Source organism: Nitrospira sp., assembly GCA_030692565.1.
Classification (GTDB): domain Bacteria; phylum Nitrospirota; class Nitrospiria; order Nitrospirales; family Nitrospiraceae; genus Nitrospira_D.
The window spans coordinates 162968-180681 of the sequence record JAUYAO010000041.1; the positions used below are offsets into that span (position 1 = coordinate 162968).

The 17714-nt window shown below is 59.2% G+C and carries 18 protein-coding genes and 1 riboswitch; all 18 genes read right to left on the minus strand.

The window, feature by feature from the left end; genetic code table 11:
• Positions 1 to 34: 34 nt before the first annotated feature.
• The 18 genes from Q8N04_10595 to Q8N04_10680 all read right to left on the minus strand — a co-directional run bounded on the left by Q8N04_10595 (position 35) and on the right by Q8N04_10680 (position 17712).
• Positions 35 to 532 (minus strand): chemotaxis protein CheW, encoded by a 498-nt coding sequence (locus Q8N04_10595; GenBank protein MDP3091120.1) that lies wholly within the window; start codon positions 530 to 532, stop codon positions 35 to 37.
• Positions 533 to 572: 40 nt separating this feature from the next.
• The gene (locus Q8N04_10600) at positions 573 to 935 is read right to left on the minus strand and encodes a response regulator (protein MDP3091121.1); all 363 of its coding nucleotides are present in this window, start codon (positions 933 to 935) and stop codon (positions 573 to 575) included.
• Positions 936 to 974: 39 nt separating this feature from the next.
• Positions 975 to 1709 carry a DUF3365 domain-containing protein gene (locus Q8N04_10605; GenBank protein MDP3091122.1) on the minus strand — a complete coding sequence of 245 codons (735 nt, stop codon included), beginning with the start codon at positions 1707 to 1709 and terminating at the stop codon, positions 975 to 977.
• 404 nt (positions 1710 to 2113) lie between these two features.
• Entirely contained in the window at positions 2114 to 3652 is a 1539-nt protein-coding gene (locus tag Q8N04_10610; protein ID MDP3091123.1) for a cobyric acid synthase, read from the minus strand.
• Positions 3649 to 4377, minus strand: a complete 729-nt coding sequence (locus Q8N04_10615; GenBank protein MDP3091124.1) for an adenosylcobinamide amidohydrolase — start codon at positions 4375 to 4377, stop codon at positions 3649 to 3651. Before Q8N04_10615 ends, Q8N04_10610 begins: the two co-directional genes overlap by 4 nt.
• Positions 4374 to 5486: a threonine-phosphate decarboxylase CobD gene (gene cobD / locus Q8N04_10620; GenBank protein MDP3091125.1), complete on the minus strand. Its 1113-nt coding sequence runs from the start codon at positions 5484 to 5486 to the stop codon at positions 4374 to 4376. The genes Q8N04_10615 and cobD overlap by 4 nt, the downstream gene beginning before the upstream one ends.
• A complete protein-coding gene (gene cbiB / locus Q8N04_10625; GenBank protein ID MDP3091126.1) occupies positions 5474 to 6430 on the minus strand; it encodes an adenosylcobinamide-phosphate synthase CbiB in 957 nt (318 codons plus the stop codon). Before cbiB ends, cobD begins: the two co-directional genes overlap by 13 nt.
• Positions 6427 to 7191 carry an adenosylcobinamide-GDP ribazoletransferase gene (locus Q8N04_10630; GenBank protein ID MDP3091127.1) on the minus strand — a complete coding sequence of 255 codons (765 nt, stop codon included), beginning with the start codon at positions 7189 to 7191 and terminating at the stop codon, positions 6427 to 6429. The genes cbiB and Q8N04_10630 overlap by 4 nt, the downstream gene beginning before the upstream one ends.
• Positions 7192 to 7196: 5 nt before the next feature.
• A complete protein-coding gene (cobT, locus tag Q8N04_10635) occupies positions 7197 to 8249 on the minus strand; it encodes a nicotinate-nucleotide--dimethylbenzimidazole phosphoribosyltransferase (protein ID MDP3091128.1) in 1053 nt (350 codons plus the stop codon).
• Positions 8250 to 8264: 15 nt separating this feature from the next.
• Entirely contained in the window at positions 8265 to 8822 is a 558-nt protein-coding gene (locus tag Q8N04_10640; GenBank protein MDP3091129.1) for a bifunctional adenosylcobinamide kinase/adenosylcobinamide-phosphate guanylyltransferase, read from the minus strand.
• Positions 8800 to 9396 carry a cob(I)yrinic acid a,c-diamide adenosyltransferase gene (locus tag Q8N04_10645; GenBank protein MDP3091130.1) on the minus strand — a complete coding sequence of 199 codons (597 nt, stop codon included), beginning with the start codon at positions 9394 to 9396 and terminating at the stop codon, positions 8800 to 8802. The genes Q8N04_10640 and Q8N04_10645 overlap by 23 nt, the downstream gene beginning before the upstream one ends.
• On the minus strand, positions 9396 to 10163 hold the full coding sequence (bluB, locus tag Q8N04_10650) for a 5,6-dimethylbenzimidazole synthase (protein ID MDP3091131.1): 768 nt from the start codon (positions 10161 to 10163) through the stop codon (positions 9396 to 9398). The genes Q8N04_10645 and bluB overlap by 1 nt, the downstream gene beginning before the upstream one ends.
• Before the next feature lie 95 nt (positions 10164 to 10258).
• Positions 10259 to 10846, minus strand: coding sequence for a hypothetical protein (locus Q8N04_10655; GenBank protein MDP3091132.1), 588 nt, complete (start codon positions 10844 to 10846; stop codon positions 10259 to 10261).
• A 506-nt stretch (positions 10847 to 11352) separates the two neighbouring features.
• Positions 11353 to 11955 carry a cob(I)yrinic acid a,c-diamide adenosyltransferase gene (gene cobO / locus Q8N04_10660; GenBank protein ID MDP3091133.1) on the minus strand — a complete coding sequence of 201 codons (603 nt, stop codon included), beginning with the start codon at positions 11953 to 11955 and terminating at the stop codon, positions 11353 to 11355.
• Complete coding sequence (locus Q8N04_10665) at positions 11952 to 13337, minus strand: cobyrinate a,c-diamide synthase (GenBank protein ID MDP3091134.1); 1386 nt, start codon at positions 13335 to 13337, stop codon at positions 11952 to 11954. The genes cobO and Q8N04_10665 overlap by 4 nt, the downstream gene beginning before the upstream one ends.
• A 10-nt stretch (positions 13338 to 13347) precedes the next feature.
• Entirely contained in the window at positions 13348 to 15327 is a 1980-nt protein-coding gene (locus tag Q8N04_10670) for a TonB-dependent receptor (GenBank protein ID MDP3091135.1), read from the minus strand.
• 27 nt (positions 15328 to 15354) lie between these two features.
• Positions 15355 to 15633: riboswitch (cobalamin riboswitch) on the minus strand.
• A 71-nt stretch (positions 15634 to 15704) separates the two neighbouring features.
• Positions 15705 to 16562 (minus strand): ABC transporter ATP-binding protein, encoded by an 858-nt coding sequence (locus Q8N04_10675; GenBank protein ID MDP3091136.1) that lies wholly within the window; start codon positions 16560 to 16562, stop codon positions 15705 to 15707.
• Between the two features lies 1 nt (position 16563).
• A complete protein-coding gene (locus Q8N04_10680) occupies positions 16564 to 17712 on the minus strand; it encodes an iron ABC transporter permease (GenBank protein ID MDP3091137.1) in 1149 nt (382 codons plus the stop codon).
• Positions 17713 to 17714: the final 2 nt, after the last annotated feature.

Sequence of the window (17714 nt, forward strand, 5' to 3'; positions counted from 1 at the left end):
GCCAACTCAGCGGACAGACTCACGTGTCGGCCATCTAATTCAACACGCCTTCCACACAGGCCAAGAGCTTCTGCACATCGACCATGCCGCTCATGCGCTCTTCAATCTTGGCCAGTCCTGAAAGGAATGGCCGGGACTCCGATAATCCCCTTGACGTCGCGTTCAACAGATCATCGGGATGGATCGTACGTATTTCAGGGACGGCGTCGATCAGAATGCCCACCTGCTGCTGACCATGGCGGACCACCACCACGAAAGGCAGTGACGCGGTCGACGGAATCCCGAGCGACGGACGTAGATCTGCCAAGGGCATGACCGTACCCCGAAGATTGGCCACCCCCACTAATGTGGACGGCATCCCAGGAACGGGTGTCACGGATTCCAGCTCGAAGACTTCTCGTACATGACGCAAATCAATGGCAAACAGTTCCCCCCCGAGAGTGATGAGGCAGATACGCGACGGAGTGGGTACTTTGACACCGTCAGCCAGGACAGCCCCGACAGATTGCGATGTGCTGAGAGCTGGTTCCATGATCTCCCTTCAACAACCAGGTTCGGTGTCGTACGGAAGCCTAGTTCAACGCGCGCTTCACGGCGGCCAAGAGATCTTCAGCCTTGAACGGCTTCACCACATATCCATTGGCGCCCTGCTGCTGCCCCCAAAACTTGTCGCTCTCCTGCCCCTTGGACGTGCAGAGCACGACGGGAATATTCTTAAACCGATCATCGGCTTTCAGATCGCGGCAAGCCTGGAAGCCATTCCGGCCCGGCATGACCACATCCATCACAATCAGATCAGGTTTTTCGGAGACGATCTTATCTTCCAGCTTGTCCGTATTCGGGAAAGACACCACGGTGTGGCTGGCCGCCTTGAGATACCCTTCGATCATCTGCAACTCCGCGTACGAATCATCGACGACTACGATCTTGCTCATAATGCTCGTCCTCCAGCTCGAATAGTTGATTGCTTACCCTTACCGCATCGGCACCACGACGCTGATTGCGCCGGCCAGATCTCCCTCTTTCCATCCTTCTTTTCTCGTTCCGGTAATATCCCGTTCCCCTTTCGGCCCCCCATGGCAGGTGAGACAGGTCGGGCCGGCATATTCAGGATCCATGACACGCATCACCGGCTTGCCCCCGACCATCGTGGCCTTCGCATATTGTTGTCCCTTCGGATGGCGGGAATCGCCGAACATTCGAAGTACTTCGGCCTCAAAATCATCCGGCTTGTTGCCAGGGTAACGATAATCGGTTCCCGTTAATTTCAATCGAATGCCGGTTTTCTTGTAGAATTTTTCTCCTGACTTTCGAGCGAACACCGCTGGAATAAATCCCTTGAAGGCGACGCCCTGCTTATTGATCACCGGCTGCCCTTCCAACACCACTTCACGCTCCGCTTCGAGCAGCGCCAGGAGGACGGCGCTCTGCGGGACTCCATTCGGGCGACTCAGATCCACGCGCGTCTTCGCTTTAAATTTCTCAATGACCTGATGGGCCATAAATTCGTCCGTGAACCCCTTATTGCCTTTGCTGGGATCGTTAATCAGTGCCTGATGTTCCGACACCACCGCGCGGCCGGATTTCAACAGTGCGATCAGCAATTCCGCTGTCTCACTCTCATCGCCTGCGCGAGCGAACGATGGCGCCCCTATCACCGTCGCACACATCGCCGCACCAAGCATGAGTGATGTTAACTGTGCCTTCATAGGATCCCCTCCTCCTTCAAGACTGGCTCGTCTAGTGGTTCACGCCCAAGTGTAGTCGCTTGCTTTTCATTCGCAAGAAATCGATGAAAACCGGCAACCCCTTTCATCCACTGCGTCTTCGCACAAGTTGGACGACACGGACGTGCGGAGACCGCAACCGAGAACAACATCAGAGGAATGGCAACTATTGTGCCGGGATGGGCGAGAGAGAATCCGGAAAGACACTCGACAGGAGAATGCGTTCAAATGCTGCCATATCTGCCAGAATTGTGAGCGACGCGGACAGAAGGATACCCTCGCCTCAGATTGCTGATGTCTGTGCACGGCTGTGCACAAGTGACAATTCTTGTTACTGAATGATCACAGAGACCGCAGAATCCCGGAGAAAGAAAAGGGGGTGCGAGTTAGAGACGAGTGGCGACAGTCTGGATGAGCGGCCTGAGATCAAGATGTAGCTGCAGATGATCAGCCCATACATCGAGTTGACTGGCGAGTGCCTGTGAAATATCCCGCGAGACTCCGTCTGCCAAAGGCGGGAGCGACTTTCGACCACGAATGCGGTTAATCCAGGCGCGCCTGAAGTCGGGAAGATCGAAGACGCCGTGAACATAGGTACCCCAGATCAAACCGGTTTCGTTCACGGCTCCATCAGACCCCGCTTCTCCCCCTCCCTCCGGCTGTCCGGCCTCACCCCTGATGGAGCGAACATGAAAGCAGGATCGCGCTCCACATCGGGTCGTCTGCCCCATATGAATCCAATACCCTCGAATTGGCAAACTGCGTTGCGGCTCGAGCTCCAGAGACTCCCCCTCGACCCATTGTGTCGTCTTGGTCGTCGCAAGCCTGGTCGTCACATCTAATAGCCCAAACCCTTCAACCTCGCCCCCAGCTTCGACCCCGTCAGGATCCGCAATGCTCCGCCCCAGCATCTGATACCCACCACAGATGCCAACGACCTCAGCCCCGTCACTCGCATGGCGACCAATCGATGCTGCCATCCCGGACTGACGGACATACGCGAGATCCTCGATCGTGTTCTTACTCCCGGGAATCACAATCACATCGGCACCATCCAGATCTGCCGGCGTCGCGGCATAGCGAACCACGACATCAGGCTCCGCAATCAGCGGATTGAAATCGGTAAAGTTGCTCATCCGCGGCAATAAGGCCACCGCGATGTTGACTCGCTCCTTGGCGAACACCGCATGACGACGGCCCTCGACATCAACGGCATCTTCCTGATCGAGGATCAGGCCCCGCAACATGGGCACGACCCCTAGAACGGGTAGGCCAGTCCTCTGTTCGATAAACCGCACTCCGTCATGGAACAAGCTGGCATCGCCCCGAAATTTGTTGATGATAATCCCGACGACCCGCGCGCGCTCGTGGGGAGCCAGCAAATCCAGCGTGCCGATGACCTGCGCAAACACGCCGCCACGATCGATATCCGCCACCAACACGACTCGTGCATCCGCCATCTCCACCGCAGACCAATTGGCTAGATCACGATCCCTCAAATTCATTTCGGCCGCACTCCCGGCTCCCTCAATAATCACGGCATCATATTGACCAGCCAATCGACCGTAGCTCTCTTGCACTCGTTCGGCCAATTCTGTCCGCTGCTCAAAATAGGTTCTGGCTTCCGCCTTGCCCCAGACCTTCCCTTGGACAACAATCTGCGCGCTACGATCCGATTCCGGCTTCATCAAGATCGGATTCATATCGGCGTCGGGATCGAGACCACAGGCCTGCGCCTGCAACGCCTGGGCACGACCGATTTCCTTCCCGTCCGGCGTCACGAAGGAATTATTCGACATGTTCTGCGCCTTGAAAGGGGCGACCCGGATTCCGGCTCGAAGAAACAGTCGGCAAAGCCCCGCCGTGATCAGACTTTTCCCGACATCAGAACCCGTTCCAAGCACAGCGAGTGCGCGAGCTTTCATGCGTGCCGCTCCTGCCATTGCGTCGCCTTCGCTAGACCGCGAGTCACACACCGAGTAACAACTTGCCCGATCAGCGCCCCGATCATGGTATGGGTTCCACTATAGGCATGCCAGGGTCCCGCTCCACGAAGCCGGCAGGCAATCACCACCGCATCGGTCCCGGTCCCGGTGGCGCCAGACAGTCCGGACCAACTCGGCACGGCATGATCTCTCAAGACACCGGTCTTGCTCTCTGTGGCCACCTGCACTGCGCCGACCATTGCCGCAGTTGACAGACCGACGTTCGTCACGACCATGAGATTAATTGTTCCTACTGCACCTGCCCGGCTTCGACGGCCGTCCGTCTCCGGCCACTCCCCCGCCTTCACCGCATTGGTCACACCGACGGTAGCAAAGCACTCAACCCAGACGGCGCCGGACGAGACCCTGGCCGTGACCAACTGTTTCATCGGGACGGCCGTCATGAGCCCAACCGTTCCCTGCTTCACTCCCAGCCTGACCGCGAGTCGCCGAAGCGCCCGGGCAGGATCACCGTGAGATCGAGGATGCCTATTGGTGATCGGATTCGACTCGACCTGGTGATTCAGGATATACGCCGCAACGGTAAGTCCGCCGCCTTGCGGGGCAGAAGACAGCACTCGCCTCTTGCCTCCGAGATCAATGACCAGCGTGTGCTCCGTCACGCAATACCGAGTCTGTACGCGTGATGCCAGTCTCGGCGTCACGATCGGCTCTCACTCAGCACTCGAGAGAGCGATTTCAGGAGCCGATCGTTATCCTGTCGGGACCTGACCGCGATCCGGATCGAACGAGGATTCGCGCCTAGGACCGAGGAACAATCCCGAATGAGTAATCCTTCACGCCTCAGCCATTCGGTCATGCTCCTCGCCGGCCACCCAGGCGGCAACTCCACGAAGATGAAATTCGCATGCGCCGGGAACACCGTGCATCCCGGCAAGCACGCAAGCGCGCTGGAGATTCGAGTCCGCTCTTCCTCGACGAACTGGAGGCTCCTCTTCGCATGAGCCGTATCCTGCAGCGCGGCCAATGCGGCCACCTGCCCCATGATATTGACGGACCAGGGCGGCAATTCATTGCGCAATTGCTGGATGACGGTAGGGGCCGCAACCGCATACCCGACCCGCAATCCCGGCAATCCATAGAATTTTGTCAGGCTGCGCAGGATCACCACTCTGGACCAGGATGCCACGAGGGAAAGGATAGACCGTTCCGGGCAGTAATCCGTGAAAGTTTCGTCAACGATCAACCAGACGCCCCGTCGCTGCGCGGCGCGCGCCAGCTTCAAGACCTCATCAGCCTCGCATGCCCGCCCTGTCGGACTATTGGGATTACACAACACGATCCCCTCGATCGTCCGAAAGCCCTTGGTGGGCCGTTCCAGTAACCCACAGAGGCGATCGATGGGCAACGCATACTGTTCATCTCGATCTGCGCACACCGTCGTGACGCGCCCGCCGGCCCGCGCCATCGACGCGGCATATTCTGAAAATGTCGGTTGGACCAGCAAGAGGTGATCGATCTTGAGCGCCCGCGGAAGCGCAACAATCAACTCCATCGAGCCGTTCCCCACCAGAATCTGTCCGGGTTTGACGTGCCAACGACTGGCGAGCGCCTGACGAAGATCCCAACACTCAGGGTCGGGATAATGAGGGAGGAGATGACGTGCCCCGGTGATGGCGCGCCAAACGTTCGGAGAGGGCCCCAGCGGATTAATACTGGCGCTGAAATCGATCAGCTCGGTGATCTTCCGCCCGAGCTCGCGCGAGGCCGCATACACATCGCCGCCGTGAACGGATTTCTTTACTGGCGCCACAAGATTCCCGCTCCGATCACCATGCCCAAGACACTCCCCACCGCCATCAACTGAGCCGCACGCGCAATGTCCCCTGACACCAAGATTCGCCGCCCATCGCCCAGGATCGGCCGTTCATTCGCCACCCCGTCGTAATAGTTGGTCCCGCCCAGCCGAACATCCAATGCGCCAGCCATGGCCGCCTCTGGTCTTCCACTATTCGGACTGGGATGTTTATGGCCGTCCCGCCACAGGACTTGCCAGCCATCCACCATTCGGGCAGGTGTTCGTGTCACCAAGCCGGCAGCCAGTATCAGCAATCCCGCGGTGAGTCTTGCCGGAACCCAATTCATCACATCGTCAAGCCGGGCCGACGCCCAGCCCAAATCGATATACCGTTCGTCCCGATGACCGACCATGGAGTCCAGCGTATTCACCGCCTTATAGGCCAAGGCCAGCGGCGGACCGCCGATCACAAGGAAGAACAGCGGCGCGATCACTCCGTCCGCTGTGCTCTCCGCCACGGTCTCGACAGTCGCACGAACGACTTCAGATTCAGACAGCTGTTCCGCATCTCGCCCCACAATTTTCGCCACGGCCAGACGCGCATCGGCAATATCTCCCCGCTGCAACGGCTTCTTCACGGCCTGCGCATGATCCCACAGATCACGTCCGGCAAGCGTCGTTGACGCCAGGGCGATCGTCACCGCAGTTCCAAGCCAATCCGCCACGGATCCGGCTTCCGCCACCATCCCCCATGCCACCAGATAGACTGCCGCCGGCAGCCCTAACGCGAGGATCAACCCTGCAAGACGCAACGCGAGAGGACGCCGGCACAATCCTCTTACACGGTGGTCGTACCATCCAATGACCCGACCCATCCCGCGAACCGGATGCGGAAACCAGCGGGGATCGCCTATCATCAGATCGAGGCCTGCCGCGAGCACCAGTTCATTCCCTGTCATGAGCGTAACAGCAGTGACGGGGCCAGGAGCAGGAACAGGATTTCAATCACTTCGTTCGTCGCGCCCAATGTATCTCCGGTAATCCCGCCGAACCACAAGCGGCACCCGGCCCACAACGCACACACCACCAGTGATCCGCCCAGGAGAATCGCCGCAGCGCTCAACAGTCCACACGCCCAGCCCAGCCCTGCGGCGAGTACCCCCGTTGCGACGACGACATGGGGCCAGGAAAGACATGTCAGGAACGAAGCGGCCAATCCTCCTTCGGCGCGCGCATAGGGAGAGGCCCAGGCCAGGGTCACCATCGCCCACCGCCCGATGGCCGGCATACAAAGGAGCGCAGGAACTCGCATCGCCTGAGGCAGTGCCATCAGTCCCGCATAACGCAGCAGCAATGAGAGGAAGAGGCCCGTGGCACCGATGGCGCCGATACGGGGATCGCGCATGATCGGCAGCCGTGCGGCGGGTGTCTTCCCTCCCGCCAATCCGTCCAGCGTGTCAGCGAGCCCATCCTGATGCAATCCGCGCGTCACGATCACCGCCAAGACGATCAACAAGACGTTCACCACCGCCTGATCGAACACTCTCGACAACCCCGCGTCGGCAAGAACCAATCCGCCGCCGATCAGCAAGCCAACCACCGGGTACCAGGCCATCGACCTCGCGAGTTCGACAGCGGTCGGTTCGTGCAAGGCATGGCTCAACGGAATCCCCGTCAGGAAGTGCCAGGCGAATACAAAAGGGCGAACGAGCGTTCCCATGGGTCCTAGGCTTTCTCCGACACGCCAGCCTCACCGAATGTCGCCATCTCTGTATAGATTTTCACGGCGGCACAGACCAGGCTCATGCCTAAACAGGCGCCGGTGCCTTCACCGAGACGCAAATCGAGATCCAGCAACGGCTTCAGCCCGAGGTGATCGAAGATCGCGGCATGTCCCCGTTCAACGGAACGATGCGACGCGATGAGATACTCGCGGCAGCGAGGCTGAAGTCCTACGGCGATCAATGCCGCGGCTCCGGCAATGAACCCATCCAGCACCACCGGCACGCGCTCCGCCGCGGCACCGAGGATCAACCCGGCCAGCCCGCCGATTTCCAACCCGCCCACTTTGGCCAACACGTCAAGTGCATCGGTTCGATTAGGGCGATGCAGATCGAGCGCCTGTTGGATGATCGCCACCTTCCTCACATGCCCCGCATCATCAATACCCGTTCCGCGCCCGGTCACTTCAGCCACAGGCCGTCCGGTCATCACCGCCGTGATTGCCGCACTGGGCGTCGTATTTCCAATGCCCATATCACCGGTACCGATGAGGCCAATGCCTTCCTGAGCCGCCTGCGTCGCGAGCTCGACTCCGATCAAGACTGCCTGCTCCGCTTCTGCGCGAGACATCGCAGGTTCAATCGCCAGATTGCGCGTCCCCCGCATCACTTTCTTCGAGATCAGATCCGGCACCGCTCCGAAATCATGATCGACGCCGATGTCCACCACGCGCACGCCCACGCCGGCATGACGGGCCAACACATTCACACCCGCCCCGCCGCGCAGGAAGTTCAACACCATCTGCGGCGTGACTTCTCTGGGATAGGCACTCACGCCTTCCTTAGTGACGCCATGATCCGCCGCAAAAGTAAAGACCACGCCACGAGGAATCGCCGGCTTCAGCTCCCCGGTCATCATCACATAACGCGCCGCGACTTCCTCCAATCGCCCTAAACTGCTTTGAGGCTTCGTGAGGCGATCCAGTCGTGCCTGGGCTTTTGCCAGTAACTGGGGATCGGGTGATTGAATCCGGTCACACACAGCTTGTAACGACATTCCCATTCCCCCTCTTCATTTCAATCGAAGCGGAATCCCGCTCACGGCCAGGTGCGCCTCATCGGCGCCTGCAGCGAGCAATTGGTTCACCCGCCCGGCCAGATCTCGAAAGGCCCGAACAGTCGGCTCCGCCGGCACGAGCCCCAGCCCCAACTCGTTGCTCACGATCACGATCCTCGCCTTCGTCTTCCGCATCGCCTCCAGCAAGCCGGCCACTCGCTTGAGCACCAGTGGCTCTTTCATCCCCGAGCCCTGCAGATTGCTGAGCCAGAGCGTCACACAATCAACGACAATCGTCTGATAGCGGCTCCCTGCGCGCGCAAACCAGGCTGCGAGTTCGAGCGGCACCTCTGCCGTCTCCCAATCCGCTGCACGGCTTGCCTGATGCCGTGCAATCCTTGCCGACATCTCAGCGTCAAGACCTTGCCCCGTCGCGACAAACGCTCTCGGCCCCTTCGACCCAGCAAGCCGCAGAGCGATCTCGCTCTTTCCCGACGCCGACCCACCGAGCACGAAGATGATCCGGCTCACGGACTTTGCCCGAATGGAGCTACTCCGCTTTCTTGGCGACATCCCGCTCCCACAAGAATTCCGGCTCTCCCTGCGTCTTCGCCACCCAGCGCGCGAGCACAAACAACGTGTCGCTCAGCCGATTCACATACTTAATAATCGCCGAATCGACGGGTTCGATTTTCGACAGGGCCACACAGAGCCGCTCAGCCCGTCGGCACACGGTTCGAGCTTGATGCAGGAAACTGGAGACTTTTCCTCCGCCCGGCAGGATGAATTCCTTCAGCGGCTTCAATTCCTTCTGACAGCGATCGATCAGCTTCTCTAACCGCGTCACATCCTTCGCCGTCACCTGCGGCATATTTTTAAACGTCTGGCCCGGCGCGGTGGCCAAGATGCTCCCGACATCGAACAGCTTGTTCTGCACCCAACGCAGCTCTTCTTCGAGGATGCCCGCCGCTGAATACTCGTCGAGCATGTCGGCATTCATAGCGCGCACGACTCCGATTGAAGCGTTCAACTCATCGACCGTCCCATAGGCCTCGACCCGCAGACTGTCTTTCCAGACCTGCTGGCCTCCCGCAAGACGCGTTTTCCCCGCGTCGCCTGTCCTCGTATAGACTTTGGTAATACGCATCACAATTTCCCCTCAGATCCGGCCGCGGTATTGCCCCACGATTCGTAGTGAATGAGTTCTTCCACCGGAATCCTCGCGCGCCACCCGGCTACCTCCAAGTCCGGCTTCGTCGCAAAGTCCGACACGTACCCGAGACAGAGATAGGCTAGCACTTTGACCGGCTTAGGCACCCCGAGTACCCGTTTCAACGCGCCATGATCGAGAATGCTGACCCACCCAACCCCGATGCCCTCCGCACGTGCGGCCAGCCAAAGATTTTGAATGGCGCAGCAGGTGCTGTACAGATCCGTATCGCGCACCGTCGAACGGCCCAGCACGTGAGGGCCTCCTCGCTGGCGGCTGCACGTCACGCCGATATTGATCGGGGCTTCCTCGATCCCCTCCAGCTTGAGGCTCCGGTAGAGCGCGGCCCGCTCTCCTCGATAGCGCGTCGCGGCTTCGGTATTGGCCTGCTGAAAGAGCTCTTTCACCGCGCCCTTGGTCGCACGATCGCGAACCACGACAAAATCCCATGGCTGCATGAATCCCACAGACCCGGCATGGTGGGCTGCGGTCAGCACGCGCGTCAAGATCCGGTCAGGAATCGGCGTCGGAAGAAAGTTCCGGCGGACATCGCGCCGCTCAAAGATCGCCCGATAGACCGCCTCCCGCTCTGGCAAGCTAAACTCATGGCGCGGTCCATGGCCTTCTTGCGTCACGCTCGCCCGAGGAGCTGCTCCATCGCGGCCGGATCGTATGACCCTGCGAACACCCGTTTCCCGAGACATACATCTCCTTCACATGGCTTCAACCAACTGACACAGGCCTTCCATTGGACGATCGAATGGAAGTACAGCTCAATCACCCTGTGGTCCTGTCTCAGCTAACTCGAAGTCCTGAATCGGTTGGTCCGTGCCGCTACCACACCGGCCACGCTCAATAACGCATGAATACCACCGGCAATGCCGACATAGAACAACACTGACGAGAAGGCTCCTGGGAAATACTCCACAAGACGCGTGGCAAACTGGGTCAGATTCGTCTGCTCAAAACGGCCGGAGAAAAAGTAAAAGCCGCCGCTTGAGATCAGTTCGCAGAAAGCCGTGCCGAGCACGAGACTCACCGCCAGCGGAAGCAGCGTGGCCACCCTCTCCTGGTGACGCGCGGCGTACCAGCGGCCGGCTCCCCACAACACACCATAGGCCGGCAACAAAAAGCCATAGGCGGGACTGACACAGAAGTTATCCACGCCGCCCCACGTCACCGCCGCAAAATCGAGCAATGCCGCTTCAACCAGCAACGCCGGAAAAACCCAGCGAGAGGAGAGATAGAGTCCGGCAAGAAAGAAGACTGCCCAGGAGGCGCTCGGCAGATGTTCGAGCGTGCCGAAATGGTGGCCGCGCGTGGCGGCCATCAGCGTGGCCAGAGCGCTACCGATGACGATCTGCGTCCGGGGAGAATTTATACACATCGTAGGGTCCCTCCTAGCGAGTTGTTGGATATCCGACTCTGAATATTTTCATCACGCGCACGGTTCACGTGGCACGCTGATTACTCTGCGATATCTGAGGGCCCAGTTCGCCGGCGGCAACTTTCCCCAAACAGACGGGACAGAGACAATCTTTATAATGTGCAGCGATCCAATCCATCTGATCTTCCGTGATGCCGACCTTCCCGCACCAACACTGGTAGCCACCGCACGAGAATGCCACACCGCAAGCTTCGCACGTCTTGGTGACCGGACCTCTCATAGTGCTTCCCACCTCGCGCGTCGGGAATCCTTCAGGCTGTTCAAAATGGCCGTCCAGCGCGGCCGAAGCAAGCGAAGAGGCGAGGAGGTACATACCAAGCTTCGCTTGACCCGCTCGCTTCGATCATATGCGAGCGGATAGGCCCTTCGCCTCAAGTCAGCTCTTCCGTACGTTGAGCCGCTGAGCGACGCGAGAACAAAGCTGGCGGACTTTTTCAACAGCCTGATCAAAATTCCACCCCCGGTTGCGCCTTAATGCCCTTACGGAACGGATGCTTGATCTGCTTCATCTCGGTGACGAGATCGGCTTCTTCTATTAAGACGTCCTTCGCCCCACGGCCCGTCAGCACCACATGTTGCATCGGAGGGCGAGCACGCAGTACGGTCACCACCTCCGCCACATCCACATAATCCTGCTGTAGCGCGATATTGAACTCGTCGAGAATCACCATCGCATAGGACGGATCGCGCAGGAACCCGCAGACGGTCTTCCAAGCTTCTTGAGCGAATGTCGTATCTCGTTCACGATCCTGCGTTTCCCAGGTATAGCCTTCACCCATTCGAAGAAACGTGACGCGATCGCCGAACGATTTCAACGCCCGCTCTTCCGCAGTGTCGATGGCCCCTTTAATAAATTGGACCACGGCCACCTTCATCCCGTGACCGATGCATCGGAGGGCCATCCCCAGCGCAGCGGTCGTTTTGCCTTTGCCCGCTCCCGTATAGACGATCAACAGGCCTCGCTCTTCTTGCGCCGCCTCAATGCGCCGATCGACCGAGGCTTTGAGCCGCTCCATCTTTGCTTTATGTTCATCCTGCTCCGTCATCATCGTCCTCCCTGCGTTCCGCGAGCAGACGAGACCAAGGACGCCGCGACCTGGGGCTGACTGGAGAAATGAAGGTGCGTATAGAGCGCCACCACATTGCCAATCGATAGCCCATCCGGCCCCTTCGATTCTCCTCGAACATCCGTCAGCCCACAGGCATGGGTCAATGGGCCTTTCGAAACTACTGTCGAATAATGAAATTCGTGGCCCCGCACCGTCAGGCCCGCTGCGCCAAGAATACAGGGCCGGGTAAGCTCCACCGTCCGGTATCCCACCGTCAGACCAGGCTTTCGCATCACCGCTTCGGCAGAAAACAGTCCGACCATTTCATGGGGCCGCCCCTCGAAGTCGCGAATGGCTTGCGTGAGGTACATCATGCCGCCGCATTCCGCATAGATCGTCCCGCCCCTCCCGGAAAATTCTCTAATGGAGGTACGCATGGTGATATTTTCCGCCAACTCCGTGCCGTGCAGCTCAGGATAGCCACCACCGAGATACAGCATGGCCACATCATCAGGTATGGCGTGATCTGTCAGTGGAGAAAACGGAACCAGCTCGGCCCCCTCCGCTTCCAGCAGTTCAAGATTCTCAGGATAGTAGAAGCAAAAGGCCTGGTCCCTCGCAACACCTATGCGAACTCCCATCTTCCCCCTCCTTTGTAAGGAGGGGGACGGGGAGGTAGCATCTTTCATCCCACCGGCCGATCGAGCCATGGCCTCGATTCGATCCAGATCGATGGTGTCAGCAGCAGCCTTCGCCAGTCGGTCATATAGTTCGCCGGTGCCTTGCTCCATCGCGGTCACCAGTCCGAGGTGACGATCGGCGATCGTTACGGCCTGATCCGACCGCAAATACCCTACCACCGCCACGTTCGTGTGCTGCTCGACCGCGTCCTTGAGCAGCTGGTAGTGTCCCTCGCTGTCGACCCGATTAAACAAGACACCCGCTACCTTCAACGCCGGATCGAACTGCGCGTACCCCGACACCATCGCCGCAGCGGAACGCGCCATCGCGCTGCCGTCGATGACAAGAAGGACCGGCGCATCCAACTGTTTGGCCAATTCAGCCGTGCTGCCAATCTCGTTCACCGGCGAACTGCCGTCGAACAATCCCATCATCCCTTCGATGATCGAGATATCCGCATCGGCTGCGGCCCGGCCAAAGACTTGGCGATTGAGAGCCGCTCCCAGCATCCAGCCATCCAGGTTGCGAGATGCACGACCGGTGGCCGCCGTGTGATGGCCGGGATCGATAAAATCAGGTCCCGCCTTGAACGGCTGCACCCGGCGGCCCCGCTCTCGCAGAGCCGCCAGGATCGCCAACGTCACCGTCGTCTTACCCACACCGCTCGCCGTGCCGGCAATGACCAGTCTCGGATGAGTCATGTACTCAACCTCATGGTTTGGCACTAAATGCGACACGCACGCCGCCGAATATCGAGCGAATCGGAACCCCGGCACTGGCGACCTCCTCGTACTTTTCATTGAAGAGGTTTTCCGCGCGGAGGTAGACCTGCACCTGCTTCGTCACATCATACGTAGCCGCCAGCGACCAGACATCGAACGCGCGAAGGCTTTGATTGTTTCCCGTGGTATTGAACCGCGAGCCTACATAACGGCCCGTGACGGTGATCCACATCGGCTCGATGGGTTGATACCCAAGCACCATACTCCATTGATCGACCGGCCAACGCGGGAGACGCGCCGCCGTATCCAGATCTCTGGTCAAAGTATTCGTATACTGCGCCTGGAAGGTCAGCCCTCGAAGAAACATCCGTTCGCTGGTGTAGGCGTACGACAAACTGGCCTCCCACCCCTTCGTCGATGCATCACCAAGTTGCTGCGGACAAAACCCGAATGTACTAAAGGGAGCACAAAACACCGGATCGTTCGTCGTCACGATCAGATTGCGGTAGCGGTTCCAGAAAAACCCTCCGCTGAGCTTGAGAGACTTGGAAAGGAAGAACTGATCGACCCCCACATCCATGCTCTGACTCTTTTCCGGGCCGAGATTCGGATTACCGAAATTAGGAAAGTACAACTCATTCATGCTCGGTGCACGGAAACCCGTTGAATAGCTGGTACGGAGTTTCGTGTCGGTCTCCTTGCTATAGTAGCCACCGGTCAATCGATAGGTCGTGGCATTGCCGAACACGTTATAGCTGTCGTAACGAACGCCCGCCGTCCCAAAGAGACGATCCCAGAGATTGACCTGAGCCTGGGCAAATCCCGCATTCGAACTCAAAATCCGATTGGTCAGACCGGTATCGTTTTCACCTTGCTGCTCCCGAAACTGATAGCCCCCGCTGAGCAAAAGCATCTCGGTGATACGGAAATCGTGCTGCCATTCGATCCGATTGGATAACACCCGCGTCTCATTCGGCGTGCCAAAGGGAGTGCTGAATGCGCCCGTGACCAAGTTTCGCTGTAACGTACCAGGCAAGAACAGCGACGCCTCCTGCGCCCGCGAGAGCGTCAGTTTCTGCGACCACCATTCCGTCAACGGTTGCTGATAGCTTCCGCTAAAAATATAATCCTGGCTCCGACTCTTCGATCCGAACACATCACTCGGAGACGTCGCCGAAACACTGTCAAGTGCCACATCGGAATTGGTCCATCTGAAATTGAAATCAAGACGCCCGTCTTTCGGCAGATCCACACCCACGCGAGCAGAGCCCGTCCAGTTTCGATAGGAATCCCGCTCCGTGGCGCCCCGCCGGTAATTGACTGCGGAAAAGCTGGAGGTATCCCAACGAGACAGCGCCAAGCTATAGTCCACAATCCCTTGCTTGCCTGAAACCGTCCCGCCTTCACGCACAGTAGCAAACGAACCGTATTCAAGGAAGGCGCCCACGGTCGGAGGCCCCTGCCCTTTCTTCGTGGTGATATTGATGACGCCGCCCATCGCATCCGCTCCGTACAGCATGCTCTGCGCCCCTCGAAGAATCTCGATCCGTTCGATGTTGTCGGTCGTCAGGTTGGCGAAATTGTAGCTCCCAGTCGTTGCACTATTGACGATGGCTCCATCGATGAGCACCAGCGTTTGAGCTGACCCGCCTCCCCGAATTCTGACACTCACATCTGTCCCCGGACCGCCGCTGGAAAATGCCGCCACGCCCTGAGCCAAACGGAGTGCATCGATCACGCTTCGAAGATTCTGCCGTTTCATATCCTCAGCCGTGATCACCTCGACCGCACTCGTGACCCGAGTAACCGGAATCGGCGTCTTCGTGGCGCTGACAACGATCTCGGGGGTCTCAATGATGTCGGCCTGATCCGCCATGGCGACTTCTTGCTGGGCACGCGCCGATTGGAGGGGGATGAGAAAGCAGAGGAGACAGACACACCGAATCAATCGATCGATGAACAACAACATGACGAAACTCCCTTGTGCTCGAAGGGTTCAGTCGAATCAACTGCGGGCTGGGTCTCCTGACTTGCGGATCGTCGCCTTCTTCCGCCTTCCCGGTCTTCGTCATTCGTCATTGGTCATTCGTCAATCGTGGGAAGCAAAAGAGGCTCTCAGCCTCCCGCATGACGATTGACGGTTGACGATTGACGTCTAACCAGTGGCTTACCTGGAAGAACGCTCCCCGCTGACAGTGGCGGCACCGTGATGGATTTGCACCATCTTCCCCGTCCCCCGCGTCGTTTCTACAAAACTCCCTTTCACCTTAAAATGATCGTCCCCCCTCACATCAGCCCGTCACGGCCGGGGACATGACCGTGCGGAATTGCATCCAACCGAACCGATCAACCCGGCATCGTGACGCGCGGACGACCGCTAGACGGATGCGCATCGACCACGACGTCGCAGCCGTACACCGCACGCAAGCTCTCCGGCGTGATCGTCTCCAGGGGCGAACCGATTCGGACAATCCGCCCATCCTTCAACATGATGATCCGATCGCACGACTGACTGGCGACATTCAAATCATGCGAGACCAGCACGACCGTGAGCTGCCGTTCATGTTGCAGCCGGCTGATGAGCGCACAAATCTCAATCTGGTGGTTGATGTCGAGAAAGGCCATCGGTTCATCCAGCAAGAGAACGCTGGGTTCTTGCGCCAACGCCCGTGCAATCATCACCCGCTGGCGCTCGCCACCCGAGAGGTCGGACACGAGGCGCCCGGCCAATGCCACCACATCCGTCTCGACCATCGCTTGATGCGCTTGCCGCAGATCATCTTCAGACTCATCACCGATCCCCATCCCCCACCAGGACCCGCGGCGATGCGGGAAGCGTCCCATGAGGACGGTTTCCGCCACCGTAAAGGGAAATACCTGCACATATTCCTGCGGAACCACGGCAATGGCACGCGCCAGGAGGGGTGGATCCATCTGTCCGATCGACTGGCTTCCGAGCCGAATCTGTCCTGAACTCGTCTGTAAGAGCCCTGCCAACAGTTTTAGCAACGACGACTTCCCCGAGCCGTTGGGTCCGACAATGCCCAACACTTCTCCCGCTCGCACATCGAACGAGAGGTCCTCGACGGTCCAGGGCCTCCCCGGTTGATCGGTCCGATAGCGAAACGAGACCCGGTCGACCTGCATGGCCGTACCTGGAGCGCACGCGACGGGCACGGAGGCCCCGGTCAATTGCCTATCCACGTCACAACATCCGATCTTTGCGCCAGAGCAGGAGATACAGAAAAAATGGACCGCCGGCGAGCGCCGTCACGATCCCGACGGGGATTTCAGCCGGCGCCAGGATGGTCCGCGCCAGCGTGTCGGAGATGACGAGAAACATACCCCCCACCAAGGCCGACGCAGGAAGCAAAAGCCGGTGATCAGACCCCACCACCAGGCGAACCGCATGCGGCACCACCATCCCCACAAATCCGATCATCCCGCTCACTGACACCACGGCTCCGGTCAGCAAGGCCGTCAGGACGAACAACTGCGTCTTAATTCGCTCCGTCTCAATCCCCAGGGAGCGAGCCGTTTCTTCTCCCAGAGTCAGCACATTCAGCGCATGGGCCTTGTGCATCACAAGCGCCAACACGAACACCGCATACGCGACCAACACGCCCAAGGCCGGATAGCCGGGCGCCGTGAGGGATCCCATGAGCCAGGCCATCAGGCCCGCGGACCTGTTCGGTTCCATGATCGATGTGATGAACATGATCAGCGCGGTGAGAATCGCGTTCAGAATCACGCCGGCCAGCAAGAGACTATGCACGGGCAAGCGTCCCTGCGACTGCGCCAAACGATAGATCAGGAGCAGCGCCAGCAACCCGCCGGCAAAACCGCACAGGGGAAGCACGGGCAGCAACATCATCGAGGCCCCGATGCCCAGGAGCATAGCCAGCGCCGCCCCTAAGGCAGCGCCGCTTGAGACACCGAGCACATAGGGATCGGCCAAAGGATTTCTCAGCAACGCCTGCAAGGTCACGCCCACCGCGGCAAGGCTGCCCCCGACGACAAACCCCATCAACACGCGCGGCAGCCGGATGTGCAGCATGATGGTGGCCGCGGTATCCCCGCCGGCGGCTTCAGCATTCCCTGCCGTCAACAGCTGCGTCATGACGGACAGCAGCGTCGCGAGATCGACACGCGTCGCGCCAAACTGGAGGCATAGGATGCATATTGCGACGCTGGCTGCGGCCAACGCCCCCATCATACCCAACCACCGGCGGTGCGTCAGAATCGTACCCGCGCGCCGCCACTCATCCCGATGACCAGCAGTCCCTCCAGCGAGTCTGTTCGACGCGAGAGAGGGCGATTCGGAAGTCAGCAGTTGGGGAGATCCAGGCATCATAA

Coding starts and splice junctions, on each gene's coding strand:
- Q8N04_10670 (MDP3091135.1), bottom strand. CDS start 15,327: ATGTTGTTGTTCATCGATCGATTGATTCGGTGTGTCTGTCTCCTCTGC.
- Q8N04_10680 (MDP3091137.1), bottom strand. CDS start 17,712: ATGATGCCTGGATCTCCCCAACTGCTGACTTCCGAATCGCCCTCTCTC.
- cobO (MDP3091133.1), bottom strand. CDS start 11,955: ATGATGACGGAGCAGGATGAACATAAAGCAAAGATGGAGCGGCTCAAA.
- bluB (MDP3091131.1), bottom strand. CDS start 10,163: ATGTCTCGGGAAACGGGTGTTCGCAGGGTCATACGATCCGGCCGCGAT.
- cbiB (MDP3091126.1), bottom strand. CDS start 6,430: ATGACAGGGAATGAACTGGTGCTCGCGGCAGGCCTCGATCTGATGATA.
- Q8N04_10600 (MDP3091121.1), bottom strand. CDS start 935: ATGAGCAAGATCGTAGTCGTCGATGATTCGTACGCGGAGTTGCAGATG.
- cobT (MDP3091128.1), bottom strand. CDS start 8,249: ATGTCGTTACAAGCTGTGTGTGACCGGATTCAATCACCCGATCCCCAG.
- Q8N04_10630 (MDP3091127.1), bottom strand. CDS start 7,191: ATGGGAACGCTCGTTCGCCCTTTTGTATTCGCCTGGCACTTCCTGACG.
- Q8N04_10655 (MDP3091132.1), bottom strand. CDS start 10,846: ATGTGTATAAATTCTCCCCGGACGCAGATCGTCATCGGTAGCGCTCTG.
- Q8N04_10610 (MDP3091123.1), bottom strand. CDS start 3,652: ATGAAAGCTCGCGCACTCGCTGTGCTTGGAACGGGTTCTGATGTCGGG.
- Q8N04_10595 (MDP3091120.1), bottom strand. CDS start 532: ATGGAACCAGCTCTCAGCACATCGCAATCTGTCGGGGCTGTCCTGGCT.
- Q8N04_10665 (MDP3091134.1), bottom strand. CDS start 13,337: ATGACTCATCCGAGACTGGTCATTGCCGGCACGGCGAGCGGTGTGGGT.
- Q8N04_10605 (MDP3091122.1), bottom strand. CDS start 1,709: ATGAAGGCACAGTTAACATCACTCATGCTTGGTGCGGCGATGTGTGCG.
- Q8N04_10640 (MDP3091129.1), bottom strand. CDS start 8,822: ATGTCGCCAAGAAAGCGGAGTAGCTCCATTCGGGCAAAGTCCGTGAGC.
- Q8N04_10645 (MDP3091130.1), bottom strand. CDS start 9,396: ATGCGTATTACCAAAGTCTATACGAGGACAGGCGACGCGGGGAAAACG.